The sequence below is a fragment of the Clostridium punense genome (assembly GCF_017874425.1).
Classification (GTDB): domain Bacteria; phylum Bacillota; class Clostridia; order Clostridiales; family Clostridiaceae; genus Clostridium_J; species Clostridium_J punense.
The window spans coordinates 105,071-131,918 of sequence record NZ_JAGGLL010000002.1 but is presented as its reverse complement, the minus strand read 5'-3'; the positions used below and the strand labels follow the sequence as shown (position 1 = coordinate 131,918).

The following is a 26,848-nucleotide window of genomic DNA, read 5'->3' as shown; positions in this document are numbered from 1 at the left end:
AAGAGAACCAAGGTTCATGACACTAATGAAAGAAGGAGCATAAGATGAAAAGTTATGTTGAATTTAAAAATGTAAAAAAGAGCTACGACATGGGTGAAGTAGTTATTAAGGCCGTTGATGATGTTTCATTTTCTATAGATAAAGGAGAATTTGTTGTAATTCTTGGTGCCAGTGGTGCAGGAAAGTCAACAATACTAAATCTTTTAGGTGGTATGGATTATGTATCTGAAGGAAGTATCTATGTGGATGGCAATGAGGTAAGCAAGTATGATAAAAAGCAACTTACAAGATATAGACGTGATGATATAGGATTTGTCTTTCAATTTTATAATTTAGTTCAAAATCTTAATGCAGTAGAGAATGTGGAGTTAGCTGTTGAGATCTGTAAAGATTCTATGGAGCCAGTGGAGGTTCTAAAAAGTGTTGGACTTGAACACAGACTTTATAACTTTCCATCGCAGCTTTCAGGTGGTGAACAACAAAGAGTGTCAATAGCAAGGGCAATAGCAAAAAATCCAAAATTATTACTTTGTGATGAGCCTACAGGGGCATTAGATTATAATACAGGAAAGTCAATATTAAAACTACTTGCAAGTACTGCAAAGGAATATAATATGACAGTTATTGTTATCACTCACAACTCTGCCATAGCACCAATAGCTGACAGGGTTATAACTGTAAAAAGTGGGAAAATAGCTAGTGTTCAAAAAAATGAAAATCCTGTGTCTATAGAAAGTATAGAGTGGTAATTATGAAAAAATCATTTTTTAGAAATTTATTTAGAGATATAAAAAAGACCCTCTCCAGATTTTTATCAATTGTTGTAATCATTGCCGTAGGGGTAGCTTTTTATGCAGGAGTTAGAGCTACAAGCCCATCTATGAAAATATCAGCGGATACCTACTTTGATAAGAATAACTTTATGGATTATAAACTAATATCTACTCTTGGACTTACTGAGGATGATGTTGATGAAGTTAAGAAAACAAGTGGGGTAACAGGAGCAGAGGGAACCTACTCCGTTGATGCAGTAATAGAAAAAGATCAGCGACAATTAGTGCTGAATATTAATTCACTGCCTGAAGAAAATGCCATTAATCAAATTAGGTTAGTAAAAGGTAGAAGGGCAGAAGCAGAGAATGAAGCTGTGGTAGAATATAGGTTTTTGGAGAATTATAAACTTAATTTAGGGGATACCATAGTACTTAAATCAGGAGATGATAACAAGTTAGAAGATAGCTTAAAAAATACTGAATTTAAGATTGTTGGAATTGCAGAATCTCCACTATATGTTTCTGAGCAAAGGCAACCTAGTTCTGTGGGAAATGGTTCAGTAAAAGGATTTGTATATATTCTTCCCCAGGTTTTTAAAAGTGAAGTTTATACTGAAATCTATGTTAGAGCCGACAACCCTCAATCCTCAAATAGTCTTTTACATAACGAGAGTTATAATAGGTATAATGAAACTTTAGAAAATGCCCTTGAGGATATTGGAGTATTAAGAAATGAAGTAAGATATGCTCAAGTTATAAAAGAAGGAAATCAGAAGTTAAATGATGCAGAAGCTGAACTAAATGTTTCTAAAAAAGAAGCTGAAGAGAAGTTTGCAGAGGGTTATAGAAAATTAGATGATGCAAAGAGCAAAATCTCAAAAGGCAAAGAAGAATTATTGAGGAATGAGGCCCTCTTTAATAAAAAGATGGCAGAGGGGATAAAACAAATTCAAGATGGAAAAAGCCAAATTAAAGCTGGTGAAAATGAGATAAGCTCAAAGCGTAAGGAAATACAAGCAGGAAAGTTTCAAATTGCTACTAGTAAAAAGCAGTTACAGGATAGTGAAACTAGCTTAACGTTAGGGAAACAACAGGCAGCTACTGAAATTTCTTCAACAATGAAATTAGAAGTAGAAAAAGCTCAAGAACTTGCGGAATCTAACCCAGGTAATCAGATATATTCTTATCAGTTTAAGGCTATAAAAGAGCTTTATGATAAGGATATTAAGGGGAAAGATTTTGATAGCATGTATATTTCTTTAAAAAATCATAATCAGTTGGAAAATTTAAATGCCTACTTTGATATGGAGGCTTTAAAAAGTAAATTTGATAAGGGTACTGCTGAAATAAGCTATGGAAGACAACAACTAGCTGCTAATGAGAAAAAACTTCTACAGGGAGAAACTGAACTTAACCAAGGGGCAGCAGAGCTAGAAAGGAATAAGGAGAAAATTACAGCTGCAGAAATAGAGCTTAACAAAGGAAAACAGGAAGGATTAGAGAAACTTAATATAGGACGAAAAGAACTTGAAGATGGAGAGAAGGAAATTGCTGCAAATTTAGAAAAGTTAAAATCTGAGGAAGAAAAGGCTAATGCAAAAATAAATGATGGAGAATCTGAAATACAAAAAAATAGGGAGAAACTCAATGATATCAAAAAACCTGACTGGTATGTGCTAGGAAGAGCGAAAAACGCAGGGTATGAAACCTACAGGCAGGATAGTGACAGAATTGACAGTATAGGAAAAGTGTTTCCTTTAATATTTTTCCTAGTTGCATCCCTAGTAAGTCTTACTACTATGACTAGAATGGTCCAGGAAAAGAGAATAGAGATAGGTACCTTTAAGGCTTTAGGATACTCCAGTACGGCTATAGTAGCCCATTATCTTATTTACGCACTGTCAGCTAGCATATTAGGAAGTATTATTGGTGTTTTTGTTGGATTTAAATTATTCCCTTCATTAATAATGAATGCCTATGCTACCCGCTATGATATAGGTGAAATGGTAGTACCATTTAACTCAAACCTTGCTCTTCAGGCAGCATTAATTGCAATAGTATTTACAGCTGTGGCGGCAGTAGCCTCTGCTCTAGATGAGTTGAGAGAAGTTCCAGCCTCTCTCATGAGACCCAAACCACCAAAATCGGGTAAAACTATACTTCTTGAGAGAGCTGGGTTTGTATGGAAAAGAATGAACTTTACAAAGAAAGTTACTGCAAGAAATATTTTTAGATACAAACAAAGACTGTTTATGACAGTGATAGGTATTGCTGCTTGTGCTGGATTAATGATTACAGGCTTTGGCTTAAAAGAAGGAATAATTGGAGCTACAGAAGCTCAATTTAGCAGTATTTATAAGTTTGATATGCAAGGAACTTTAAGTAAAAATGCAAATGAAGATGGAAAGGATAGTCTAAAAGAAAAAGTTTTAGATATCTCAAATGTTAGAGAAGTTATGTTTAGCTATTCAAAAAATGCTTCAGTAGCTATGGAAGATAATAAAAGTCAGGATGCCTACATTGTTGTGCCTGAAAGTAAAGAAGAACTTAATAGCTTCATCAATTTAAATATAAAAGATGAAGAATTAAGACTTCAGGATGATGGGGTTGTTATAACTAAGAAGTTAGCTAAGCTTTTAAATAAAGAAGCTGGAGAAACTATTGAAATAACTTTAGAGAAGAAGGTTTTCCAAGCTAAAATCTCTGCAATAACGGAACATTATCTTCAACATTATATTTATATGAGTCCTGGATATTATGAAAAACTAACAGGTAATAAAACAGAGTATAACAGTTTTTATGGACTTTTAAAGGAATTATCTGAGGAAGATGAGAATAATACTTTAAATGCATTAAAGGGATTAGAAGACATTAATTCTGTGGAATTTAAAAGCAACGTTCACATTAATTTTAATAAAATGTCTTCTGCTATTAATTCTGTAATTCCTGTATTAATAATATCTGCTGGTGTACTGGCTTTTGTTGTAATATACAACCTGACCAATATAAATATATCAGAGAGAAAAAGAGAGCTTGCAACAATAAAACTTCTAGGATTCTTTAATCATGAGCTAGCGGCATATATATACAGAGAAAACATGATACTAACAGTCCTAGGAAGCTTAGTAGGAATACCTATGGGAATGTTTTTTAATAAGTTTATAATAGGAACTGCAGAAACCAATGATATATTATTCTTGCAAAAGATTCACCCTATGTACTACTTAATTTCGATTGCGCTTACAATATTATTTTCTATTATTGTGAACTTAGCGATGTATAATAGGTTTGACAAAATAGATATGATAGAATCGCTTAAGAGTGCTGAATAAGTTGTGATAATAAAATGGTATGAACTTCAAAGTGAAGTTCATACCATTTTTATTTAATGAATAGCCGAAGGTATATGAATAACTGTATGATAAATATTTACCTAATACCAGATGTAGGGCATATGACAATGATGGATCAGTCTAATTTATTTATTAATACCTTGCTAGAAATTAATGGTAAGGAATCTTAAAATATTTTTTAGTACGTGGAAAGTAATATAATTAAATTTATTATATAACTCTATTCTAATTAGAAAATCATAAATGGTTCTATTTATCGCAATATAATTAAAATAGTTAATAAAAGCAAAATTGAAAAGTAGAATTAAATATCCTTTTGAATATACTGATGTAGGTAGTATTTTATTGGGATGGAAAAAGTGATAGATAATAGTTTTTCTAAAAAAGTTTACAGAGAAATAAAAAAGGAAAATGAAATCAATACTTCAGAAGAACAGCTTAAGCTATACTTTACTAGTGATGATTATGATGCCTTCGTTGTTGAATATAGAGGAGATTTAGAGGCTAAAATAACAACCCTTCCATATGCTAAAGTTTATATTGGAGAAGGTAACTTTGCTATAGTGTTTATTGAGAAGGGAAGTTTAAATTTACTGCTTGAATCAGCCACAGAGATTATAAATATTGAGCCATTTTATGTATATACTTTATCTGAATTATTCCAAGTAAAAAGTGAATTTACTTATACCATACCTAAAGGCAGGATTTCCCTAGATGGTGAGGGAGTTATTGTGGGAATTATCTGTACAGGCATTGATTATTTAAGTCCAAGATTCGTAGAAGATAATGGAGAAAGTAAGATTGTAGCTTTATGGGATCAAACAGACAATATAGGGCCAAGTCCAAAGGGGATACCCTATGGCACGAATTATAGTAAGGAAAACTTAGATGTACTTATTAAAACAAATTCCTACGAAGCTTATAATAAGGCCAACTTCTCAAAGGACTCTAAGGAGTTTGGTACCCCCATTGCTGGATTAATTGGAGGGAAAAAGCTAGAAAAAAATGAGATATTTGAATCTATAGCCCCTAAGTGCCAGTTCGCTGTAGTTAATTTAAAGCCTGCAGTAAGAGAATTTAATAAAGATATTGGAATTAGGGAAGGATTAGAAAATGTATATCGACCAGTAGAGGTTTATACAGCACTTAAATATCTACAAGATGTACAACAAGATTTAAAAAAACCAATGGTAGTTTACCTTACGCTAGAAAATAATTCAGGTGGGCGCAGGGGAGAAACTGTTATAGAAAGATATATTGATTACATTAGCGCAAATCCGGGATTTTGTGTAGTAGCTAGTACTGGAAATCAGGGCCATGGTGAAACTCATTCTAAAAGGATTTTAAGTAACACTGGACCTAAACAAAATATTTTCATTAATATGGGAGAACTGAGAGAGTCCTTATATGTTTCCATTTATACAAGATTAGAAGGTAAAATTCATATAGGAATTACAGCTCCTACAGGAGAAAGCATAGCTAAACTTCCAATGGAAAAAATAAATAAAGTAATTATTTATGAGGAGCAGGGAATTAGCCTTGATTATTTAATTCAGGAAAAACCTAATGATATAAAGAGTATAGAAATCATAATAAGGAATGCCAAAAAAGGGATTTGGAATATAAACTTTTTGTGGGAAGATAATGTTACTGGAATAGTGGACACTTGGCTTCTCCCAAAAGAGTTATTGCAAACAGGAACTAGATTTTTTAATGTTGAACCATATACAACTTTGCAAACTCCAGGTACTGCAAAGAATATAATAACTGCTTCATACTATGGGACTAAAAGCAAAGCAATTGTAATTAACTCTGGGAAAGGATTTCCTAGAGATGGTGAAATCCAGCCCATTGTGGCTTGTGAGGGAACTAATATATTAACTGTAGGAAAAAATAATCAACTCATTGTTTGCAATGGACCAGCTATAGCGGGTGCTATAGTGGCAGGAGCAGTAGCTCTAGTGTTTCAATGGGCTTTTCTTCAGGAAAATTATACTGAACTTAATATAGCAGCTTTGAAGAATATTTTAATAGCTTCTACTACAAAGGATAAGAATATAATTTATCCTAATGAGGAATGGGGATATGGAATGCTAAACTTTAAGATCCTAAAACAAACTCTAGATGATTTAAGTAATACCTCTAAAGTTAATCAAGATGACAATACTTCTGTAGAAGGGAGCACAAGACAATTATTATATATTAGTATGCCTGAGGAAGTCTATTATAGGATAAAATAGGTTAAGAAGGATTTATTTATTATAAATGAAGTTATAAACAAAACCATGTTTAGTTAATTATGATAACCCTCATCTTAATGGAAAACTAAACCTGTTTAATAAGAATAAAAGGAACTGTTCAAAATTCATTTTATACATTTTGAGCAGTTCCTTTATTATACTAAATGACACTAGTTAACATAAAACAATAATTGTACTAGGTGTAGTCTGAGCAGGAATACTCTTAGTTGATGGACCATAAATAACGATTAAGTTTCTGTCAGCTGGATTTCTGTTAAAAGGTTGATTATTTGGAAGCAAAAGCTCGGTATCCCTACCAATTTTTAGTTTTAACATGCCGTCACTACTTATTAATTCTTCATCAAAATAATCTACCTTAACATTTTCATCTTGATCTTCTTTAACCATAATTAAAGCCCTATATTGAGGCGGATAAATAAGGGGTACAGGTGCATTTGCATCATAATAGCCAGTTACCTCATCACCAATAGCTACAACTTCTCCGTTTACAAAGTAGGTAGTAGGTGCTACTATAAAATTTACTATAGAACCTTCTTCGTTTTCAACTTCCATCACTTTATAACACCCAGAGGTGCTTTCATCTTGGCCTTGCATAAGGTCATTAATACGTTTAATAAAGCCAGAAAAACCTTTAAAACTTATCATTTTTATACCCCCTAATCTCTCCAAATATGCCACATAGCATTATTTGTACCTTTAGCAAACACATCAGTTCTATTAGGTCCCCAAGATACTGCTGATGGCTCTGAAGTCAAGGTGCCGCCGATGGTTTGCCAATCGCTCCACCTAGAACCATTCCAAGTTTTAGTTATAAGCTCATTATTTCTTCCCCTAGCAAATACTTCAAGCTTATTTACTCCTCGAGAGGATACTGCAGGAGCAGAGGTTATATTTCCACCAAGATCCTCCCAATCACTCCAACGGGTACCATCCCACCATTTGTGGTATAGGCGATTTCCTTGTCCCTGAGCAAACACATCAATTCTATTATTTCCCCAAGAAACAGCAGCAGGAGCAGAGGTTAAAGTTCCACCAAGGTTTTCCCAATCATTCCAGCGAGAGCCATCCCACCACTTATGATAGAGAGCATTATCTGTACCACGAACAAATGTATCAATTCTATTTGGCCCCCAAGAAGCTGCAGCAGGCGCAGAAGAGAGAATTCCACCAAGATTTTCCCATTCACTCCAGCGAGAGCCATCCCACCATTTGTGATACATAGCATTATCGCTACCACGAACAAAGGTATCAATTCTATTAGGCCCCCAAGAAACTGCACCAGGGGCTGAGGTTAAAACTCCACCGAGGTTTTCCCAGTTACTCCAACGAGAGCCATCCCACCACTTATGATACATTGCATTGTCTGTACCACGAACAAAGGTATCAATTCTATTTGGACCCCAAGAAGCAGCGGCAGGACCTGAGGCTAAAACTCCACCAAGGTCTTCCCATTGACTCCATCCACTCTCAGTAATTGGAGGTGGAACAGGAACTGTGGCGCTGTTTCTAAGAGTAAATTCAATTACATCTCTAAAAGTGCTGTTAACCACATTGTTAGGTACTCCATTTCGTCTAAGAGAGGCAAAAATATTCCCGTATTGCCTTCTAAAATTATTAAAAATCACATTGGTTCTTCGATTTATATTCCCTGAAACTTTTGATGAGTTGTCTAAAGTGTAGTTAATAGCTGTTTTAAAATATTCATTTACTTCACGCCTTGGCACTCCATACCTAGTAAAGTTTCTGAATAATTCAGGTTGTTGTTGATTAAGTAAGTCTAAGATTCTATTTACTTCTCTTTGAGAAGCCCTATAATTACCGTTATAATCTTCAAGCTCAAAGTATTCTCCATAGTCATCAATATAATCGTAGTCATCATGGCCATCAATAAAATCGTTGTGATAACCATGTTTTCTCATTTGCGAATTAAAATATGGACAAGTAGTTTGTCTGGTGCAATAAGGGCAGTGACAAAACTCGTTATTATACATTTAAGTTCTCCTTGTACTTCTTGCTTAGGTTATAAACCTTACCACTATAGTATATGCATAGAGGAAGACAATGCCACTGAGGTAATAAAGATTATAATAAATTCCTATAAGAGAATAATTAATGAATATGCTAAACTTAACAATATGCAAGAAAGAGGTAATAAATAACTATAATCAGTGACAGTATTAATATTCTACTCATAATATATGATGAAAGCTTATTTAAAGGAGAGAGCATATGTATAAAAGGCATTATAGAAATATTACCACAAAGCCGAGGGTTGTTTTTCGGGCATTAGGAGATGTTAATGGAGACAAAGTTCCAGAGGTGGTATTTTTGACAGGTGTAATTACATCTGACAGCCCCTTTGTCCAGCAAATTACTCTTGTAGTTAAAGACGGCAAAACAGGAATGGTTTTTAATGTACCTCTAAGTGAAAATGCAGGATATAATCCTAGATTATTTTTAGGTGATTTTAATGGTGATGGTATAGATGATATTCTAATCAGCATAGATTCAGGAGGAAGCGGAGGAATAATGTATCATTATATCTACTCCTTTATTAACAATATTCCTAACTTGATGTTTGACTTCAATGAATATAACAAACAATACAATTATGGGGTGAATTTTAAAAATAATTTTAAAGTAGAAGCTTTAAGCAGTGAGAATGAAGAAAAATATATTATTGACATATCTCTTAAGGGACAAGATTACTTAGGTGAAATATATGAAGGTAATGGAAGATTAAGAGAGCCGATTGAAGGGTTTGTAAATCCACTAAGCGGACTATATCCTGTGGATTTTGATTCTAACGGAGTATATGAGCTTCTAGCTTATCAAAAGATAGCTGGCAGATATAATGCTGATTCCTTGGGGTATTTCCTAAATTCCTTAAGGTGGAGTGAGGATAAATTTAAGCTATTTAACCAAAATATAGCCATTTGGGGAGCGGAAACTGAAGACAACAGATGGTAATCAATGTTTATAGATAGGATAATAAAATAATTATATTAATTTTTAAAGGTGATGTATAGTTTTAACGCTAAGAATCTCTAAGAGGATAGATAATAATTAAAAATAAGAGTATAGAAAAGTTAAGTACTAATATCTTTAAAGGTAGGTGTTAGTACTTTTTTGCGAACAATTTTAGTAATACTTAAAAATCATTCGTCAAAAGTGAGTAAGATGAAATATTATCAATAATATTAGATAAATATGTTGAATTATGGAAGAAACATTGGTATTATTTGAAAAGAATATTAATATTGGAAGGAGGCACTTATGAACGACAAGATTAAGAGAATGATGATATATAACTGTATAGTTAGTATAATAACCTTAATGGTGTTAATTGGTTTTAGTATAATATTTTTAAGAGAAGTAAGTGCTAATATTCATGATATAGGAAAAATTGGTATAGACGATTCCATCCTTAAAAAGGATGGCAAATTAACAAATGAAGAATATAGAAAAATGAAATTGCACCCTGTATAGGAGCTAGCATAATTGGCGATATTAAAGGCTTTGAAGAAATCAGTACCATTATAAAATATCACCATGAAAGATATGATGGAGAAGGTTATCCAATTGGGTTAAAGGGTGAAGAAATACCATTGGGTTCACAAATTATTGCAATTGCGGATGCCTTTGATGCCATAACTACTAATAGAATTTATAGAAAAAGTTTAGGATATGTTACAGCAATTGATATACTGAAATATGAAAAGGGGAAACAATTTAACTCAGAATTAGTAGATGTGTTTATAAGGGAACTTGAAAAGAAGCATATGCAAAATTATATTGATAGTGCAGGTTAAAGTATCTAGAAATTGAATTGTCAAGGATACAATGTGCAGTAAAGAATAATTTATTTCAGCACTTATTAAGTTATAAGTTTATTTTAAAGAAGTAAATGGTTATATATTTTAAACTCTTTTTTATATTATTATGTCTAGTTTTTAACTAATCTCCCAGATAAAATGTCACCATTAGTTATATAACAGAATATTATGACTAATGGAAGGAGATGGTTAACTTTGGGTTCTATAAAAAATCATTACGAAAGAGATATGAAGTCCTTACAACAACAATGTGAGAAGAATATGCTCTTTCATATCATTGTTACCTTAAAAAATGGCAGTGTTATTGATGGAATTATTGAAAAGGTGGATCCCGATTACATTATTATGTTAGTTGGGGAAGATGTAATGCAGGAGTGCGATGATAATAGAGATGAAGATAGACAAGTTTTTGGTTATGGACGACCAAGAAGAAGATTTAGACGTTTTAGACGTAGAAGATTTCCTCTTGGAGCTTTAGCTGCTTTATCCCTATTACAATACCCATACCCACCACACAATCAGTATCCATATAATTATTATTATCCTGACTATGATTATGATGATGACTATGATCATGACCATGACGACGATGATAATCATCACCACCATGGACATCAATATGATCCATATAATTCTTACTATTAAAAATACTTAGTAGCATTATAAGAGGGAAGAAATACTGTTCATATTAGTATTGTAGATAAAATGAATTATAGGAAAGTATTAGGTTACTAAAAGTTTCAATAAGATTACATTACTCACAAAAGGTTATGTTATTATTAAATTAAATCATATCCTATATTATAAGCCCATCGATATGAAGAAATCTATTGATGGGCTTTTTTTATTCATGCATAGTAGTTATAATATAAAACAAGGAATTTTGTAAAAACTAATTTTCTATATTATTTCATTTAATTAGATATAGGTAATTATATTGTATTATTTAGTAGAGTAGCACTAATCCATAAAGCTTATGTAAGAATTCGGTATCATAAGAATATAAAGCTAATAATAGATTTATTTCTTATAGGATTCTCTTAAGGATTTTCACATAATTAAGATTAAAGGCTAAATTGACAGCAACAGTGGAAAGAATAATAAGAGAAGTTAATGATGAAGGAGTGACATGTCATGAACATTCAAATTTTTGGAACGAAGAAATGCTTTGATACAAAAAAAGCTGAACGTTATTTTAAGGAAAGAAAAGTAAAGTATCAATTAATAGATTTATCTATAAAGGGATTAAGTAAAGGTGAGCTACAAAGTGTAATAGCTGCAGTGGGGTTGGAAAAACTAATTAACAATAAATCAAAGCTCTATGAAAAGCTAAACTTAAATCATATCAGAAGTTCAGAAATTAAATCAGAAATATTACTTAATAATCCACTAGTGTGCAATACACCTATAGCTCGTAATGGAAAGCAAGCCACAGTAGGTTATGAGCCAGAAGTGTGGAAAACTTGGGAATAAGAAAGTTTATAAATTTTAAAAGAAAAAGAGTTGTATGAGTAAGAATCTTATACAGCTCTTTTTCTATATACAACCCTTTTGCCATGGAATCTATTAAGGTTATATTATTATACAATAATTCAGCAGAAGTAAAACTCTCATAGATTTAAGCATTTATGAGAGCTTTAGCATTAATAGAAGTCAGACAAAGGTATTAGTACTAAAATAAAAAAATAGTTAAGCACTAAAACTAATTCCTGTAAATATAATAAACTATAATTAACATAGAAAGTATTGAAATGGGAGGTTTGGTGTGAAGAAGTTAGCTTACAAAGTTTTAAGGAAAATGAAAAGAGGTATTAGAAGTACAGCCAAGATTTTAGGAAAGGTATTATTACCAAGACAACTTCCTTATGATGTTAGTATTATAGGTGAAAACTTAATTGTTCCTTGGGCTATAGATATAAGCAGTGATGGGAAAATTTATTTTACTGAAAGGGATGGGAAAGTAAGAGTTATTGAAAATGGAAAGCTTAATCCGGAACCTTTGATTACCCTAGGAGAACCCTTTGTAGCTAGAGGAGAAGGTGGGCTTCTGGGGATTGCATTGCATCCCAATTTTGAGCAAAATCGTTATGTTTATGTTTTTCACACATATGAGCAGGAGGGAAAGCTATTTAATAGGGTCATAAGGTTAATTGAAAAAAATAATAAAGCAACCATTGATAAAGTTATAATAGACAAGATTCCTGGAGGGCAGGTTCATAATGGTGGAAGGATAAAAATAGGTCCCGATAAAAAACTTTATATCACAACTGGAGATGGTGGAATCCCCTCCACAGCCCAAGATAAAAATAGTTCTGCAGGGAAGATATTAAGGATAGAATTAGACGGAAGCATTCCTAAGGATAATCCAATTCCCAATTCTCCAGTTTATAGCTTAGGCTTTAGAAATCCTCAAGGACTTGCATGGGGGCCACAGAATCTTCTATATGCAACAGATCATGGAGAGATTGCTCAAGATGAAGTTAATATTATTGAGCCAGGGGCAAACTATGGTTGGCCTGTGGCCATGGGAAATGAAGTTTCTTTTGATGTTAAAAATCAAAAGCCACTAATACAAAGTGGAGGGGAAACTTGGGCACCTGCTGGCATTGCTTTTATAAATCAAGGGCCATGGCAGGGAAGACTTATAGTTGGAAATTTAAGAGGATTGCAACTTTTATCTCTTTCTTTAAGTGAAGATGGAAGAAGAATAACAAGTCAAGAAAATTTTTTAAAAGGTGAATATGGACGTTTACGCGATGTGGTTCAAGGTGTAGATGGTTCAATTTATATAACAACGAGCAATAGAGATGGAAGAGGAAACCCAGCTCCAAATGATGATAGAATTATCAAACTAACAGCAAAGTCATGAAAAACTAAAAAAGTTAATAAATGTGACTAAAAGGAAAAATGTATATTGATGAATAAATATACAATAAAATTATTTTGAGAGATATATAAATATTAGATTAACCTGAATTAAACTTAGTTAAATCAATGGTTATAAGAACAAATTCTATTAGCTGAGAGTAAAAATAATGAATTGATCGAATAAAAATTCATGAAAACTTGTTGACAAATCTACTTTAGCATTGTAAACTGTGAAATATAATTTAATAAGACCTCACTTTCATAAGTGGGGTAGAGGCGCGATATTTAACAGTTCTTATAGGAGCTTGAGGAAGCTGTGATTCTAAGAAGAAGGAAATGTCGCCGAAGTTTGTAATAGCCTCAATATTACATGCTGGGTCTGCAGTTAAGAGCTGCAGGACTGTCTTAATAAACATCCCAGTTTATTAAGTTGCGCTATCTCAGTTGGGAAGAGAGGGGGATTAGGGTCATTTTACGCATATGACGACCTAAGGTTACCTTAGGTCTTTTTGTGTTTTTAAACCTAAAGATGAGATAGTGCCATCCTGAGAAAGGAGTGGCATTTTTTATTATGATTAAAAAGGAGAGATTAACAATGAGAAGAAAATTATTAGTATTAATAGCAATGACTTTATCAGCAGCTTTATTTTTAGGAGGATGTAGTACAAGCTCCTCAACCAAGGAAACTTCAGCAGTACCAGCTGGGCAAGAGCAAGTATTTAGAGTTGGTATGGAAGCAGGCTATGCACCCTTTAATTGGACTCAACAGGGTGATGGAAATAATGGGGTAAAAATAGAGGGTAGTTCTGATTATGCAGGGGGCTATGATGTTGAAATAGCAAGAAAAATTGCAGAGGGGTTAGGCAAAAAGTTAGTTATTGTTAAAACCGAATGGGATGGACTTGTTCCGGCGCTAACTTCGGGAAAGATTGATGCAATTGTTGCAGGGATGTCACCTACAGAGGAGCGTAAGCAAACTATTGACTTTTCAGAAAATTACTATAAATCAGATTTAGTTATGGTGGTTAAAAAGGGAGGAAAATATGAGGGTGCTACTTCCATTGAAGATTTTAAAGGCGCTAAAATAAGTGCTCAGTTAAACACTTTTCACTACTTAGTGATTGATCAAATCCATGGGGTGAGCAAACAGCCTGCCATGGATAACTTCCCAGCAATGAGGGTGGCTTTAGAGTCAGGAATAATTGATGGTTATGTATCAGAGCGTCCTGAAGGAGTTAGCAGTGAAAATGCAAATAGCAACTTTAAGATGATTCAATTGAAAACAGGCTTTACTACTTCCGATGATGATACTGCAATTGCAGTAGGAATTGCTAAGAATAGTGAGTTAAAAGAGAAAGTTAATAAAATTTTATTAGGAATTACTGAGGACCAACGCAAAGCTATTATGGATAAGGCTATTGAAAATCAACCGGCTGCTAATTAAAGTTGCATGCCATATGGAAATTCCAAGGAATTTTTAAAATTATAGGTTATTTAGAGGTGCTTAGCTATGAAGTATTAATTATAAAAATAGCTAAGTTATCCACTAATACAAAGGAGGAGAACTACAATGAGTATAGATTGGATTATAAAAATTGTTTCTAACAACTGGCCAATGTTTCTTAGAGGAGCAGGAATCACTCTTTTAGTTTCTATGGTTGGCACTGTTTTAGGATTCTTAATAGGCATTATAGTAGGGGTTATTCGTACTATTCCAGCACCAGAGAATAGAATCAAAAAGGTTTTAGTTAAATTTATAAATGTAATGTTATTTGTTTATATAGAATTATTCCGTGGAACACCAATGATTGTTCAAGCTATGGTAATTTACTATGGTTCGGCTTTAGCTTTTGGAGTAAATATGAATAGGCTATATGCAGCAATAATTATAGTTTCAATTAATACAGGAGCTTACATGGCTGAAATTATTCGTGGAGGAATATTATCAGTTGATAAGGGGCAGTTTGAGGCTGCTCATGCTATTGGGATGACTCACTTTCAAACTATGATTAGTATAATATTGCCTCAAGCCATACGTAATATTCTCCCTTCAATAGGCAATGAGTTTGTAATTAATATCAAAGATACCTCAGTATTAAATGTAATTTCTGTAACAGAATTATATTTCCAAACTAAATCGGTGTCAGGAAATAACTTTAGATATTTTGAATCCTTCTTTGTAGCATGTGTACTTTATTTTATTATGACTTTTACAGTGACAAGAATTTTACGCTATATTGAAGGGAAGTTAGATGGAGAAGAAAATTATTCTATGTGTAAAGAGGAAGAAGAAACTTTCGTAACAAGAAATAGAGATGCTGTTAGCTGCTAATGAGGAGGAATAGCTATGGAAAATATAATTCAAATTCAACACTTAGGAAAAGCCTTTGGTAACCATGAAGTGTTAAAAGATATTGATTTTAAAGTGAACAAAGGAGAGGTAGTTTCAATCATAGGATCCTCTGGTTCAGGAAAGTCTACCCTTCTTCGTTGTATTAATCTCTTAGAAAAGCCAACGACCGGACAAGTAATTTATAAAGGGGAAAATATATTGGATTCGAATCACGATACCCTTAACTATAGAACTAAGATTGGTATGGTATTTCAGCAATTTAATCTTTTCAACAATAAAAATGTACTTGACAATTGCATAATAGGACAAGTTAAGGTGCTAAATCGTTCAAGAGAAGAAGCGGAAAAGGTGGCAAAAAAATATTTAAAGGTAGTTGGAATGGACAAGTATATCAATGCTAAGCCAAGACAATTATCGGGGGGGCAAAAACAGCGTGTAGCAATTGCGAGAGCTCTTTCCATGGAACCTGATGTGATGCTATTTGATGAACCAACCTCTGCTTTAGACCCAGAAATGGTGGGAGAAGTGCTTAAGGTAATGAAAGACCTTGGGGAAAGCGGTATAACCATGCTGGTAGTAACACACGAAATGGAGTTTGCTAGGGAAGTATCACACCGTGTTGTGTTTATGGATAAAGGGGTTATTGCAGAAGAGGGAACTCCAGAAGAAATTTTTAATAATCCAACGCAACCAAGAACTAGAGAATTTTTAAGACGTACTTTAAAAAGCATTTAGAATAGGTAGAATAATTTTGATGAGAATAGCAAATATTTTTTAGTAGTAAGTGTTCATGTATATACAGGTAGTAATATTAATATAATTTATCTATAGGGAACCAAAACCTACAAGTAAATTATACATAAACCTATATTGATTCCCTGAAGTTTTGGAAATGAGCAAAAGTTATTAGCTTGAAAAAAGAACATACTATTAAAAATATATCCTATTTTTGGGGGGAATAAAATTGTGCCTAAAGCTAAAAAATGGAGTTTCAATAAAGCAAATCACAAGGAAGTTGCAGAAATAAATATAGATATAAAATGTAAAGAGGATTTACTAAAGGATAATGGTAGTATTTCATCTTTACAAGAGAGCCTTAATAAGTCCATAGAAGAATATTTATTTAAAGCTATAAAATGTTATCCTGTAAATCAAAAAGTAGACTTACTTGTTATTATTAAAGACGGATTAACTCAAAAAGAAAAGGAAACAGTTGAAAAAATCATTCACTATCACTTTTGTTATAAGCTGAAGGAGATGAATATATTTTTAAAAGAACAGTTTCGCCAATGGAGGATAAATCTCTTTATAGGAATACTTTTTTTAATACTTTGTTTGATACTAGGAGAAATACTAGATAAATTTTCTTACGTAAGAGTTATGAAGATGGTTAAGGAAAGTTTACTTATCATTGGATGGGTAGCTCTTTGGGAACCAGTTAGTTTTATCCTTTTTGGTTGGAGAATTGCCAGAAGGGATAAGCAGTATTGTAAGAAGTTATGTAATATTCCTATTGAAGTGGTGGAAAAGCAATATATAACTCAGTTGTTAGAAATAAATCAATAAGTAATTTAAGGTTCAAGTTAAAACACTTGGGCCTTTTTTGTCGTAGGGGGATAACCCTAGAGAAGCCTGTATACAAAGAACCTTGTAAAGAATAAAAGGAGAATTTTAGTAAATCTTAAGAAGTTCTTAAGGTTTATACAAGTAATTATTTAAGATTTCCTTGTTATGATTATATCATACAGTTCGGTAATGGAGTTTTGGAGGGAATCATAAATGGAAAAATATTATTTATATATAGTTCTTACAAGAACAAATTCAACAGTTTCAAAATTAATTGGGCTATTTACCAAAGATGAGTATACTCATGCTGCAATTTCCTTAGATAAGGATCTTAATAATATGTATAGCTTTGCAAGAAAATATACTTTTAATCCTTTTATAGGCAGATTTAAACATGAGAATCTCAATGAAGGATTATACAAGTTCAGTAAGAACTTGCCTGGAGCTATTATAGAAATTGAAGTTTCAAAGGAACAGTATGAAAAGGCTACACAATTAGTTAACAATTTCATAGAGAATAGCAATAAGTATAAATACAATTACATAGGGCTTATACATAATCTTCTAAACAAGGAAGTGTGTTATGAAAATAGATTTTTGTGCTCGGAGTTTGTGTATCATATTTTAAACCAAAGTAGTATTTTAGATTTTAATATGTCAAGAAATTTAGTTAAACCTGCAACCCTACTTAACTCAAAGGGGGATATGATTTTTAAAGGAAATCTTAAGGAGCTAAAAGGTAGTAGTGTAGGTTATTCTTCAGGAGGTTTTCAACCTATGGAATTAAGGGTGGCTTATGAGTAAGAATAAGGAAAAAGTTAAATTCACCTTTGGATTAATCATAGCAATAGGGTTTATTTTAGGAATGATTTTCTTCTGTAAAGTGCAAGGGATCTTCACGGCAATGTCTTCAATTGATACTTTTAAAGAGTATATTCAAAGTTGTGGTGAAAAGGCTTATGGTATATTTTTTCTCATTCAATTTATGTCTGTAATTATTGCACCAATTCCAAGCAATGTAAGTGCAGTAGTTGGTGGGAATATATTTGGAATGTGGCAATCCTTTTTAATTAGTTTCCTAGCAATAATAAGTGGGTCCTTAGTGGTATTTTTACTTGCAAGGAAGTTTGGGAAACCTTTTACAAGTAAGCTTGTAAGTCCTAAAATTACACAGAAGTATGAAAAACTAATCTCCTCAAAAAAAGGAGAATTATTAGTAGGAATACTGTTCTTGCTACCATTTTTGCCAGATGATGCAATAGGATTATTAGTAGGACTTAGTACAATGAAGTTAAGTAGATACTTTACCATACTTATACTAACAAGACCTTGGGAAATACTAGGTGCTTCAGCTATAGGTTCATCTAATTTAATAATACCAATATGGGGATGGGCAATTATTATTATAATAGTCCTTTATATTGTGAAAAACAGCAGCAAGCTAGAAGGGAAATTTATTAGGGCATTTAAGGAAGGGTAAAAATCTATTGTTAATCCGTGAATAATTTCACTTTGGAAAAACATTAAGTAAGACAAAATTATGTTCCCTGCCATAATAAAATGTGATTTAATATAATTATACATGAAAAATGTGGATTTAATCTAAAGAGTATTGGGGGCTTAATCTTATGGAAAATGTTAATGACTTTAGTATAAGACTGAAGGAAAAGTTAGATTTTACGGACTATAAACATATTAATGAATTACAAGATATTTGCATAGCATTTGATGGAGTTGCATTAAAATTAGAGTTGGATTTTAAACTAAATAGAGCCGAAAAACAGGTGGGATACTTAAATAACATTAATGAGTTTATGTACTTCCATAAAGAAACTCTCATTGGGTACCTTGGGATATGCCAATTTGGCAGAGACACTATGGAAATAAATGGAATGGTCCACCCAGAGTTTAGAAGAATGGGGATATTTAAAAAGTTATTCTTATTAGTTAAGGATGAAATAAACAGAAGAAATCCCAAAACTGTGCTTTTACTTAGTGATAATAATTCGGCTTCAGGTATTGAATTTATAAAATTGTTGGGAGCCACTCATCATCATTCAGAGTATGAAATGTTTGTGAAAAAAGAAGCAAATAAACAATTTGAGAAAAATAACATTATACTAAGAAAAGCTAAAAATAATGATGGTAGAGAAATTGCTTATCAAAACTCCATATACTTTAACGAAGAATTTAATGAACAGGAAATTTCAAAGCCAGAAGAAGAGGAAAAATGTGGCTTGTTCATATATGTAGCAGAATTAGAAGAAAAAATAATAGGTAAGGTTAACCTAGAAATTACTAATGGAGTAGGCGGAATTTTTGGCCTTGGTGTAAGACCTGAATATCGTGGCAGAGGTTATGGTCGAGAAATATTAATAAAAGCCATTGAAATACTTAAAGAAAAAGGAGCAAAAGATATAATGCTGCAAGTAGAAGCTAAAAATAGTAATGCGTTAAATCTTTACAAATCCTGTGGCTTTGAAGAAACTTCTACCATGAATTATTATGAGCTATAACTAAAAACCTAGATTAATTATAAAAAAACTTCCAATTAGTGTATGTGCTGTGGGGTACACTAATTTGGAAGTTTTATAGCTTTCAAGGGGATAATTGCTTCTATTTATCTTAGGCATCTTCAAAAAATAAATAAGTCAATCTGCTCGTCTATTTTGTGATATACTGCGTCAACAGAACCCTTTGATAGCCCCACTATCTGCGGAACCTGTTTCTTTGTCGGCACAAGCTTGCTTGTGAACGCAAAATAGCCTTCACATCTTGGACTTGTTATTTATTTTCAGATGCCTTAGAAAGCTTTATGGGAACCAAGCTAAACAAATATATACAAGTAAGTCTTCAATTTGGTTCCCAGTGATAAATTACTTCTTTAAATATACCTTTAACAAGTGATTTATTTAGAGAATTAATGTATTTAACAAATTAAATATATTAAAGGGATTGATTAAGCGCTAATTTCCTTATTTGTATCTGCACTTTCAACCTTCTTCTTAGCTGCCATTAAGAATATTACTAAAGCCCCAATAGCAGCTATTATTCCAACTGGATAAGCTATTGAAGAGGAAAGCTTAAAGCCTTCTGGTGCTACAAGAATGTAAGTAATAGAAACTCCAGTCATAAAGACAGCTGGCAAGGTAGCAATCCAATGGATTTGTTTTCTTAAAGCTAAATACATGGCTGAAGCCCAAAGAACTATCATGGCTAAAGTTTGGTTAGACCATGCAAAGTATCTCCAAAGAATGTTAAAATCTATTCTTGTTAAAATAAATCCAATAACAAATAGAGGAATGGTTATTACAAGTCTATTTTTCATTGGTCCTTGTTTATATCCTAAAAAGTCGGCAATAGTAAGTCTTGCACTTCTAAAGGCTGTATCTCCTGAAGTAACTGGGCATGCTATAACCCCAAGTATTGCAAGAGCTCCTCCAAATTTACCAAGTAAAGTAGTTGAAATTGTACTTACAACCCAACCCTGTCCGCCGTTAGCGGTCATTTGGGCATTTAATTCTCCAGTGCTACCAAAGAAAGCAATTGCAGCTGCTGCCCAAATTAAGGCAACGACACCTTCAGCTATCATTGAACCATAAAATATTGCTCTACCTTGCTTTTCAGAAGTTATACATCTTGCCATCATAGGAGATTGCGTTGAGTGGAAACCAGATATAGCTCCACAGGCTATAGATATAAACATAAGCGGCCAAATAGGAAGTCCCTTTGGATGAAGGTTTGCTAAAGTAATTTCAGGAATATTATAACCACCAAAGATTATGCCACCTGATACTCCTAGAGCCATAACTAAAAGGCAAACACCAAATATTGGGTAAATCTTACCTATAAGCTTATCTATTGGAAGTAAGGTTGCTAATATATAATAAGCAAAGATTACATAAACCCAGAATTTAACGTCAAGGGACTCTGGGGTAAGTATAGCTAAAAGATTTGCTGGAGTTGTGATAAAAACTACCCCTACAAGTATAAGAACTATAACTGAAAAACCTCGCATGAAGTTTTTAAAGCCAGGTCCAAGGTACTTTCCAACTACTTCAGGAATACTTGCGCCATCATGTCGCACAGATAACATTCCAGATAAATAATCATGTACACCACCAGCAAAAATAGAACCCAGAACAATCCATAAAAATGCAACTGGTCCCCATAAGGCACCTGCAATAGCACCAAAAATTGGGCCTGTACCAGCAATGTTTAGGAATTGAATTAAGAAAATCTTCCAACCTGGCATTTTAACAAAGTCTACACCATCTTCAAGTCTTATAGCTGGTGTTTGAATTTTTTCATCTGCCCCAAAAGCTTTTTCAACTATTTTGCTGTAAACGAAGTAGCCAACAATTAAAGCAACAATTGAAAGAAAAAATGATACCATTTATAAATCCCCCCTATTAAATTGTAAATATGTTTTCTATTTATATTATAAAACATATGAATAGGTTTACATGGAAAAGCTCACTAAATAACAAAAAGAGCACATAAAATACATTTATATGCCCATAAGTTGCTTAAATTTTGATAAGTTATGTCTACTAACAGGAATTTCTTCTTCCATGTCTTGAAGTTTTAATAGATAAGTATTGTTAAACCAAGGAATAATTTCCTTTATTTTATCCAAATTTACAATGTAGGAACGATGACACTTAAAGAAATTATTATGAGGAAGTTTCTTATGAAAATCACTAATACTAGAGGTGATTTTAAACTCTTCTTTTTTTGTATAAACTAATACTTCATGTTCATTAGCTTTACAATAGCATACTTCACCAATAGAAACTACAACTAATTTTTCATTTTTCCAAAGAGTAAGTTTATCTTTACTACTTATTGATATAGTGGAGTTTTCTAATTTTTTTAGTGTAGCTATAATCCTATCCTCAGGATAGGGTTTTAGAATATAATCAAAGGCAGAAACCTCAAAGGCTTCAAGAGCATGCTCTCTATAAGCACTAATAAACACAATAAGCGGTTTGCTTTTTAAGGTGTTTATTACTCTGCTGAAAGTCATACCATCAAGTTTGGGCATATTAATGTCTAAGAAAATTATATCTACAGAATTATTTTGAACAAACTGGAGAGCTTTTATGCTATCATCAAATTTTTCAATAATTATAATGGAACTATAATTATTAATGAAGTAACTTAACTCCTCTATGGCAGGAAATTCATCATCTATTATGATACAGTTCATAGATTTAACCGCCTTTCTCTTTATCATTAATTATAAAACTAATCTTAGTACCCTTATGAAGTCTTTCAATAATTAGTCCTTTTCCGTATATATATTTTAGCCTGCTATTCACATTGGATAAGCCAATTTTATTTTCTTGAATAGTATTAGTTTTTATAGCCTCAATGATATGAGGAGAAATACCTATACCATCATCTTCTACTATAACTATGGTATGCTTTGAATCATACTTCTTTACAGTAATCTTTACATTACCACTGCTAGAACCTTCAAGAATTCCGTGCTTTATGGAGTTTTCAACTAGAGGTTGAATTATTAGGGAAGGAATCTTAAGGATTATGCTTTCATCTATATCGTAGGCAACCTGTAGCTTATCTCCAAATCTAGCTTTTTCAATTTCTACATAAGCTTTGACTTGTTCAAGTTCCTTACTGATGTCTACGAAGGTACTAGTGTTTTCAATATTATATCTTAAATAATTGGAAAGATTAACAATAAGCTCTCTTGCTTTATTAGGATTAAACCTTAAAAAAGATACAATTGTATTTAAGGCATTAAAAAGAAAATGAGGATTAATCTGAGCTTGGAGAGCTTTAATTTCTGATTTTGTAGCCATATCTTTAAGTTGACCAACCTTACTAATTTCAAGCTGAGTTGAAATTAAGTGAGATAGCCCAATAGCCAAGTTTTCAGTTGTATAGGAAATACCATTTTCTACTGAATAATAGAGCTTTAAAGTGCCAATAACTTCCTCATTTTCCTTAAGAGGAACAATAATTGCTGACTTAAGTGGACAATCATGAGAAAAGCATTTTATTTCTTCAGCACAATTTAAAATATTCATTTTACCATTTGATATTACTTCTTTGGTTGCAGTAGTAAGGATGGGACTTCCAGCTCTATGATGATCTGATCCTAGTCCAACATGAGCTAACACCTTCTTTGTATCCGTAATTGAAACTGCTGCAGCATTAGTAGATTCTCTTATGATAGAACAAATCTTCCTTAGGGAGTCACTAGTTACTTCTCTAAAATAGGGAAGAGTTTTATTTGCTATCTCAAGAGCTAGCTGAGCTTGATTAGCAGCAATTTGCTCTTTTTCTTTAAAAATCTTCTGTATGAGAAGTATGAGAATGCTAATACCTAAGGCATTGGTAAAACTCATAGGCAAATAAATGCTTTTAACTATTGAAACTGCACTTTCATAGGGCTTTGAAATTAACAAAATAAGAAGCATTTCGATGCTTTCCATGATGAAGCCACCTAGAAACCCATAAAACCACTTGTTATAATTAGTGCCTCTTTTATATAGTAAAGCAGAAATCAATCCAGCAAGAAGTGTAGCTATGGCACAGGGAATTGAAGTTATACCGCCAATATCATAGGTAAATCTATGAATTCCAGCAATAGTACCAGAAATAATTCCAACCACAGGACCACAAAGAATACCACCAGCCATTACCCCTATTATTCGGGTGTTGGCAATAGCACCATAAACATCTGTACCTGAATAGGTTCCGATAATACCAAAAATTGCAAAGGTTAAGGATAATATGGCAAGCTCTCTTTTTCTAAATTCATCTCTTTGAATAATTTTCTTAACTCCAGGCAGGTCAGAGATTATTAATGCAATAATAACTACATAACCTAAATTATTTATAAGGTTTTTCAATAAATTCATAGTAAATAACCTCTAATCTACAATAATTATTTATATTTTAACATTAAAACTAATGAGAAACCACTTTAACACCAAAGAATTACTCTTAGTAAGTTGAGGCTTATGAAAACTATGAAAATATTAATTTAACATTACTTATAAATTTAGCTTAAAGAAGCAATAGTCGTTAAATATCAATAATAGAACATCTAAAAAATTAAAAACAACTAAGCTAAAAATAGATTGTTTAATAATATTAAAGGTTAGTTTTGAATAAATATATAATAAAACTAAGTTTTTTAAAAAAAACACATATAAGTTTCTAAATTTTTGTAAAGTAATAGCTAAAAAGAGCGAAAAATATAAAAAGTAGCTAATATTTTAATAGTGATTACAAAGTATGGATTAGAGCAATATCACAACTTAAAGACAAAATTATAATTGAAGGGACGTGACGTAGTGAAATTCGAATACATAAACCCATTTATCGAATCAAGTCAGAGTATTATAAACATGACCACGGGTTTAAGCCCAACTGTAGGAGAAATACATATTAAACAAGCTCCGTATAAGGGGAATAATACAGTGATTTTTATTGGGTTAACTGGTCAGATTCATGGAAGTGTAACTTTTTCTTTGAAAAATGAGTTAGCATGCAAACTTGCTTCATCTATGATGGGTGGAATGGCAGTGCCAGAATTAGGTGAAATGGGAAAAAGTGCTATTTCAGAACTATGTAATATGATTTTAGGAAACACTGCCAGTGTATTTTATAAAAATCATATTACTGTAGATATTACACCACCTACTATTTTTACAGGAGATAACATTGAACTTACTCCAACTCAAGCAGAAGTAGTATGTGTACCACTTCACTTTGATAATGGGGATTCTATAGAAATAGATATTAATTATAAAGAAAAAGTATAGAAACAATTAGAAAGGTAACGCAGTAGGATTGTGTGGCTTAGTGAGTAACAATTAAATAATTATTCACTAAGTTACATAGATTTTTATGTTATAATTGAAAGAATATAAAAAAATAATTGTATAGTGAAATTATTGATTAAAATTATTGTTTTATTTAAGGTGTTTAAAAAATCATTTTTTATTTTGACAAATTATGATATAATATTCACATGCAAAAATGAATGAAATGGTCGAAATATATTCTAAAATCACATTAAGTGTAATTTAAACTTCATGGTATAAAAGACTTAGGAGGACTTAAAATGGACATTTTCTTAATTATTGGTGTTATAACTGGTCTTTTCGCAATAATTGTTGGTATGATTGTAAAGGGTGCAGATGTTACTGTATTATTAAATCCTGCTGCTGCAATAATAATTTTAGTTGGTACCATTGCAGCTGTAATGAACTCCTTTCCAAAGGATGAGTTTCTAAGAATACCTAAGATTTTTGGCGTGCTTTTTGGAAATAAGCAAAAGGAAAAGCCAGCTGAAATTGTAAAGGAAATTGTTGAAATGGCACAAACTACTAGGAAGAACGGATTACTTTCTTTGGAAGGTACTATTCAAGGATTAGATAATAAATTTATGAAAAAGGGCCTTGAAATGGTAGTAGATGGTGCAGAACCAGAATATATTGAAGAAGTATTAAGTATTGATATTGAAGAAACAGAGGAAAGGCATAGATCTGGTGCCTTAATATTTTCAACAGCAGGAGGTTCTGCTCCAACGCTTGGAGTTTTAGGAGCGGTTATCGGACTAATAGGAGCTCTTGGAAACTTAAATGATACTGAAAAATTAGGTCATATGATTGCAGCAGCCTTTGTTGCCACTCTTTATGGAATTTTCTTCGGATATGTAATTTTCCATCCTTTTGGGACAAGACTAAAAAGGAAATCTCATGAAGAAATAACTAGTATGCGTATAATTTTAGAAGGAATCCTTGCCATACAAGAGGGAAAGAATCCTAAGATAATTGAAAAGAAACTTCTAGGTATGTTAAAACCAAAGGATAGAAAAGAATTTGAAGCAAATAATAGAGATGCTTAGAGGAGAATAATCATGAGAAAGAAAAAAGTACATCATGAAGAGCATATGGACGAAACTTGGCTTATTCCTTATGCAGATATGCTAACTCTATTACTAGCTCTTTTCATTGTTATGTTTGCCATGAGTAAGGTAGATAATGAAAAGTTTAAAAGTGTTCAAGAGAATTTTAATGCTATATTTTCTGGTGGAAGCGGAGTATTAATAGAGAAAGGTGGTCCAACCCTTCCTGTTCCAGAAGCTAGCAGCTCAGGAGATACTGAAGAGACTCCATTACCAAATAATGTAGTTGAAGATAATAAGATGAAAGAGGTAATGGAAAATCTTGAACAACAAATTAAAAGTGAAGGGTATTCTGATAAGGTTAAGGTAGACCTTAATGAAGGTGGATTAGAGATATCCATACAAGATGTAGTTCTGTTTAATTCAGGAGATGCTCAAGTATTAAAAGAGGTAGAGCCATTTTTAATTAAAATTTCGAATATGGTAAAGGGGCTCGATAATGATATTAAAATAGTAGGTCATACAGATAATGTACCTATTAGCAATAATAGATTTCGTTCAAACTGGGATTTAAGTGCTATGAGAGCTATAAATGTAATGAACTATATAACAAATATGGGTGGAGTGCAAGAAGGTAGAATGTCAATTCAAGCTTTCGGTGAACAAAAGCCTAAGTATGAAAATTCTACTGCAGATGGTAGAGCTAAAAACAGAAGAGTAGAAATATTTGTAGTTCGTAAGTATACAGCCCCAGAAAAAACTAACGGCAATTAACTAGCTATAATTTTTTAGAAGCAAAAGAGAACTATTATTTGATTCATAATAATTCTCAATAACAGCAAAGCCATGGATAAATAGAGAATTAATTCTATTGTCCATGGCTTTGCTGTTATTGAGTTTAAATTATGGATAAACCATTGTAATATTAAATAATTACTTCAGGAGATG

The 26,848-nt window shown here is 32.4% G+C and carries 24 protein-coding genes and 1 riboswitch; of the genes, 19 read left to right on the top strand and 5 right to left on the bottom strand.

Annotation, left to right across the window (positions count from 1 at the left end; translation table 11 throughout):
- The first annotated feature begins 44 nt into the window (after positions 1-44).
- The 3 genes from J2Z44_RS01775 (at position 45) to J2Z44_RS01765 (ending at position 6,366) form a co-directional block, all read left to right on the top strand.
- Positions 45-749, top strand: coding sequence for an ABC transporter ATP-binding protein (locus tag J2Z44_RS01775; protein ID WP_021283070.1), 705 nt, complete (start codon positions 45-47; stop codon positions 747-749).
- Positions 750-751: 2 nt separating this feature from the next.
- Positions 752-4,105 carry an FtsX-like permease family protein gene (locus J2Z44_RS01770; protein ID WP_209649294.1) on the top strand — a complete coding sequence of 1,118 codons (3,354 nt, stop codon included), beginning with the start codon at positions 752-754 and terminating at the stop codon, positions 4,103-4,105.
- A 380-nt stretch (positions 4,106-4,485) separates the two neighbouring features.
- A complete protein-coding gene (locus J2Z44_RS01765; RefSeq protein WP_205410117.1) occupies positions 4,486-6,366 on the top strand; it encodes a S8 family peptidase in 1,881 nt (626 codons plus the stop codon).
- A 174-nt stretch (positions 6,367-6,540) separates the two neighbouring features.
- Here the strand turns inward: J2Z44_RS01765 and J2Z44_RS01760 are convergent, their stop codons facing one another.
- Entirely contained in the window at positions 6,541-7,032 is a 492-nt protein-coding gene (locus tag J2Z44_RS01760) for a hypothetical protein (protein WP_021283065.1), read from the bottom strand.
- 11 nt (positions 7,033-7,043) lie between these two features.
- On the bottom strand, positions 7,044-7,910 hold the full coding sequence (locus tag J2Z44_RS01755) for a PLL family lectin (RefSeq protein ID WP_483416442.1): 867 nt from the start codon (positions 7,908-7,910) through the stop codon (positions 7,044-7,046).
- Positions 7,911-8,616: 706 nt separating this feature from the next.
- Here J2Z44_RS01755 and J2Z44_RS01750 point away from each other — a divergent pair.
- From J2Z44_RS01750 to J2Z44_RS01690, 13 genes are all read left to right on the top strand, one after another.
- Positions 8,617-9,357 (top strand): FG-GAP repeat domain-containing protein, encoded by a 741-nt coding sequence (locus J2Z44_RS01750; protein ID WP_021283062.1) that lies wholly within the window; start codon positions 8,617-8,619, stop codon positions 9,355-9,357.
- Positions 9,358-9,663: 306 nt separating this feature from the next.
- Positions 9,664-9,876, top strand: coding sequence for a hypothetical protein (locus J2Z44_RS01745; protein ID WP_209649293.1), 213 nt, complete (start codon positions 9,664-9,666; stop codon positions 9,874-9,876).
- Positions 9,861-10,199 (top strand): HD-GYP domain-containing protein, encoded by a 339-nt coding sequence (locus J2Z44_RS21410; RefSeq protein ID WP_209649308.1) that lies wholly within the window; start codon positions 9,861-9,863, stop codon positions 10,197-10,199. Before J2Z44_RS01745 ends, J2Z44_RS21410 begins: the two co-directional genes overlap by 16 nt.
- A gap of 219 nt (positions 10,200-10,418) precedes the next feature.
- Positions 10,419-10,868 carry a hypothetical protein gene (locus J2Z44_RS01735; protein ID WP_021283060.1) on the top strand — a complete coding sequence of 150 codons (450 nt, stop codon included), beginning with the start codon at positions 10,419-10,421 and terminating at the stop codon, positions 10,866-10,868.
- 489 nt (positions 10,869-11,357) lie between these two features.
- Positions 11,358-11,696, top strand: coding sequence for an arsenate reductase family protein (locus tag J2Z44_RS01730; RefSeq protein ID WP_021283059.1), 339 nt, complete (start codon positions 11,358-11,360; stop codon positions 11,694-11,696).
- A gap of 292 nt (positions 11,697-11,988) precedes the next feature.
- On the top strand, positions 11,989-13,092 hold the full coding sequence (locus J2Z44_RS01725) for a PQQ-dependent sugar dehydrogenase (protein ID WP_021283058.1): 1,104 nt from the start codon (positions 11,989-11,991) through the stop codon (positions 13,090-13,092).
- Between the two features lie 262 nt (positions 13,093-13,354).
- Positions 13,355-13,537, top strand: a riboswitch (Lysine riboswitch).
- Positions 13,538-13,686: 149 nt separating this feature from the next.
- Entirely contained in the window at positions 13,687-14,535 is an 849-nt protein-coding gene (locus tag J2Z44_RS01720) for a transporter substrate-binding domain-containing protein (protein ID WP_021283057.1), read from the top strand.
- Positions 14,536-14,661: 126 nt separating this feature from the next.
- On the top strand, positions 14,662-15,423 hold the full coding sequence (locus tag J2Z44_RS01715; RefSeq protein WP_021283056.1) for an amino acid ABC transporter permease: 762 nt from the start codon (positions 14,662-14,664) through the stop codon (positions 15,421-15,423).
- A gap of 15 nt (positions 15,424-15,438) precedes the next feature.
- Positions 15,439-16,179: an amino acid ABC transporter ATP-binding protein gene (locus J2Z44_RS01710; RefSeq protein WP_021283055.1), complete on the top strand. Its 741-nt coding sequence runs from the start codon at positions 15,439-15,441 to the stop codon at positions 16,177-16,179.
- 231 nt (positions 16,180-16,410) lie between these two features.
- On the top strand, positions 16,411-17,010 hold the full coding sequence (locus tag J2Z44_RS01705) for a hypothetical protein (protein WP_021283054.1): 600 nt from the start codon (positions 16,411-16,413) through the stop codon (positions 17,008-17,010).
- Positions 17,011-17,223: 213 nt separating this feature from the next.
- The gene (locus tag J2Z44_RS01700) at positions 17,224-17,814 is read left to right on the top strand and encodes a hypothetical protein (RefSeq protein WP_021283053.1); all 591 of its coding nucleotides are present in this window, start codon (positions 17,224-17,226) and stop codon (positions 17,812-17,814) included.
- Complete coding sequence (locus tag J2Z44_RS01695; protein WP_021283052.1) at positions 17,807-18,490, top strand: TVP38/TMEM64 family protein; 684 nt, start codon at positions 17,807-17,809, stop codon at positions 18,488-18,490. Before J2Z44_RS01700 ends, J2Z44_RS01695 begins: the two co-directional genes overlap by 8 nt.
- A 148-nt stretch (positions 18,491-18,638) precedes the next feature.
- The gene (locus tag J2Z44_RS01690; RefSeq protein WP_021283051.1) at positions 18,639-19,526 is read left to right on the top strand and encodes a GNAT family N-acetyltransferase; all 888 of its coding nucleotides are present in this window, start codon (positions 18,639-18,641) and stop codon (positions 19,524-19,526) included.
- Positions 19,527-19,969: 443 nt separating this feature from the next.
- On the opposite strand, the gene J2Z44_RS01685 is transcribed toward J2Z44_RS01690, so the two are convergent.
- From J2Z44_RS01685 to J2Z44_RS01675, 3 genes are all read right to left on the bottom strand, one after another.
- Positions 19,970-21,406, bottom strand: coding sequence for a carbon starvation CstA family protein (locus J2Z44_RS01685; protein ID WP_021284818.1), 1,437 nt, complete (start codon positions 21,404-21,406; stop codon positions 19,970-19,972).
- 114 nt (positions 21,407-21,520) lie between these two features.
- Complete coding sequence (locus J2Z44_RS01680; protein WP_209649292.1) at positions 21,521-22,222, bottom strand: LytR/AlgR family response regulator transcription factor; 702 nt, start codon at positions 22,220-22,222, stop codon at positions 21,521-21,523.
- Positions 22,223-22,226: 4 nt separating this feature from the next.
- The gene (locus tag J2Z44_RS01675; protein ID WP_021284816.1) at positions 22,227-23,903 is read right to left on the bottom strand and encodes a sensor histidine kinase; all 1,677 of its coding nucleotides are present in this window, start codon (positions 23,901-23,903) and stop codon (positions 22,227-22,229) included.
- Between the two features lie 438 nt (positions 23,904-24,341).
- Here J2Z44_RS01675 and J2Z44_RS01670 point away from each other — a divergent pair, with 438 nt between their 5' ends.
- The 3 genes from J2Z44_RS01670 to J2Z44_RS01660 all read left to right on the top strand — a co-directional run bounded on the left by J2Z44_RS01670 (position 24,342) and on the right by J2Z44_RS01660 (position 26,674).
- Positions 24,342-24,812 (top strand): chemotaxis protein CheX, encoded by a 471-nt coding sequence (locus J2Z44_RS01670; RefSeq protein WP_031271832.1) that lies wholly within the window; start codon positions 24,342-24,344, stop codon positions 24,810-24,812.
- Between the two features lie 302 nt (positions 24,813-25,114).
- Positions 25,115-25,900 carry a flagellar motor stator protein MotA gene (gene motA, locus J2Z44_RS01665; protein WP_021284814.1) on the top strand — a complete coding sequence of 262 codons (786 nt, stop codon included), beginning with the start codon at positions 25,115-25,117 and terminating at the stop codon, positions 25,898-25,900.
- A gap of 12 nt (positions 25,901-25,912) precedes the next feature.
- A complete protein-coding gene (locus J2Z44_RS01660; protein WP_021284813.1) occupies positions 25,913-26,674 on the top strand; it encodes an OmpA/MotB family protein in 762 nt (253 codons plus the stop codon).
- The last annotated feature ends 174 nt before the right edge of the window (positions 26,675-26,848 follow it).

What these genes read in the sequence shown, in the direction of transcription:
- J2Z44_RS01775 (WP_021283070.1), top strand. Translation starts at nt 45, where the DNA reads ATGAAAAGTTATGTTGAATTTAAAAATGTAAAAAAGAGCTACGACATG.
- J2Z44_RS01770 (WP_209649294.1), top strand. Translation starts at nt 752, where the DNA reads ATGAAAAAATCATTTTTTAGAAATTTATTTAGAGATATAAAAAAGACC.
- J2Z44_RS01760 (WP_021283065.1), bottom strand. Translation starts at nt 7,032, where the DNA reads ATGATAAGTTTTAAAGGTTTTTCTGGCTTTATTAAACGTATTAATGAC.
- J2Z44_RS01750 (WP_021283062.1), top strand. Translation starts at nt 8,617, where the DNA reads ATGTATAAAAGGCATTATAGAAATATTACCACAAAGCCGAGGGTTGTT.
- J2Z44_RS01745 (WP_209649293.1), top strand. Translation starts at nt 9,664, where the DNA reads ATGAACGACAAGATTAAGAGAATGATGATATATAACTGTATAGTTAGT.
- J2Z44_RS01730 (WP_021283059.1), top strand. Translation starts at nt 11,358, where the DNA reads ATGAACATTCAAATTTTTGGAACGAAGAAATGCTTTGATACAAAAAAA.
- J2Z44_RS01720 (WP_021283057.1), top strand. Translation starts at nt 13,687, where the DNA reads ATGAGAAGAAAATTATTAGTATTAATAGCAATGACTTTATCAGCAGCT.
- J2Z44_RS01715 (WP_021283056.1), top strand. Translation starts at nt 14,662, where the DNA reads ATGAGTATAGATTGGATTATAAAAATTGTTTCTAACAACTGGCCAATG.
- J2Z44_RS01710 (WP_021283055.1), top strand. Translation starts at nt 15,439, where the DNA reads ATGGAAAATATAATTCAAATTCAACACTTAGGAAAAGCCTTTGGTAAC.
- J2Z44_RS01700 (WP_021283053.1), top strand. Translation starts at nt 17,224, where the DNA reads ATGGAAAAATATTATTTATATATAGTTCTTACAAGAACAAATTCAACA.
- J2Z44_RS01695 (WP_021283052.1), top strand. Translation starts at nt 17,807, where the DNA reads ATGAGTAAGAATAAGGAAAAAGTTAAATTCACCTTTGGATTAATCATA.
- J2Z44_RS01690 (WP_021283051.1), top strand. Translation starts at nt 18,639, where the DNA reads ATGGAAAATGTTAATGACTTTAGTATAAGACTGAAGGAAAAGTTAGAT.
- J2Z44_RS01685 (WP_021284818.1), bottom strand. Translation starts at nt 21,406, where the DNA reads ATGGTATCATTTTTTCTTTCAATTGTTGCTTTAATTGTTGGCTACTTC.
- J2Z44_RS01680 (WP_209649292.1), bottom strand. Translation starts at nt 22,222, where the DNA reads ATGAACTGTATCATAATAGATGATGAATTTCCTGCCATAGAGGAGTTA.
- J2Z44_RS01675 (WP_021284816.1), bottom strand. Translation starts at nt 23,903, where the DNA reads ATGAATTTATTGAAAAACCTTATAAATAATTTAGGTTATGTAGTTATT.
- motA (WP_021284814.1), top strand. Translation starts at nt 25,115, where the DNA reads ATGGACATTTTCTTAATTATTGGTGTTATAACTGGTCTTTTCGCAATA.
- J2Z44_RS01660 (WP_021284813.1), top strand. Translation starts at nt 25,913, where the DNA reads ATGAGAAAGAAAAAAGTACATCATGAAGAGCATATGGACGAAACTTGG.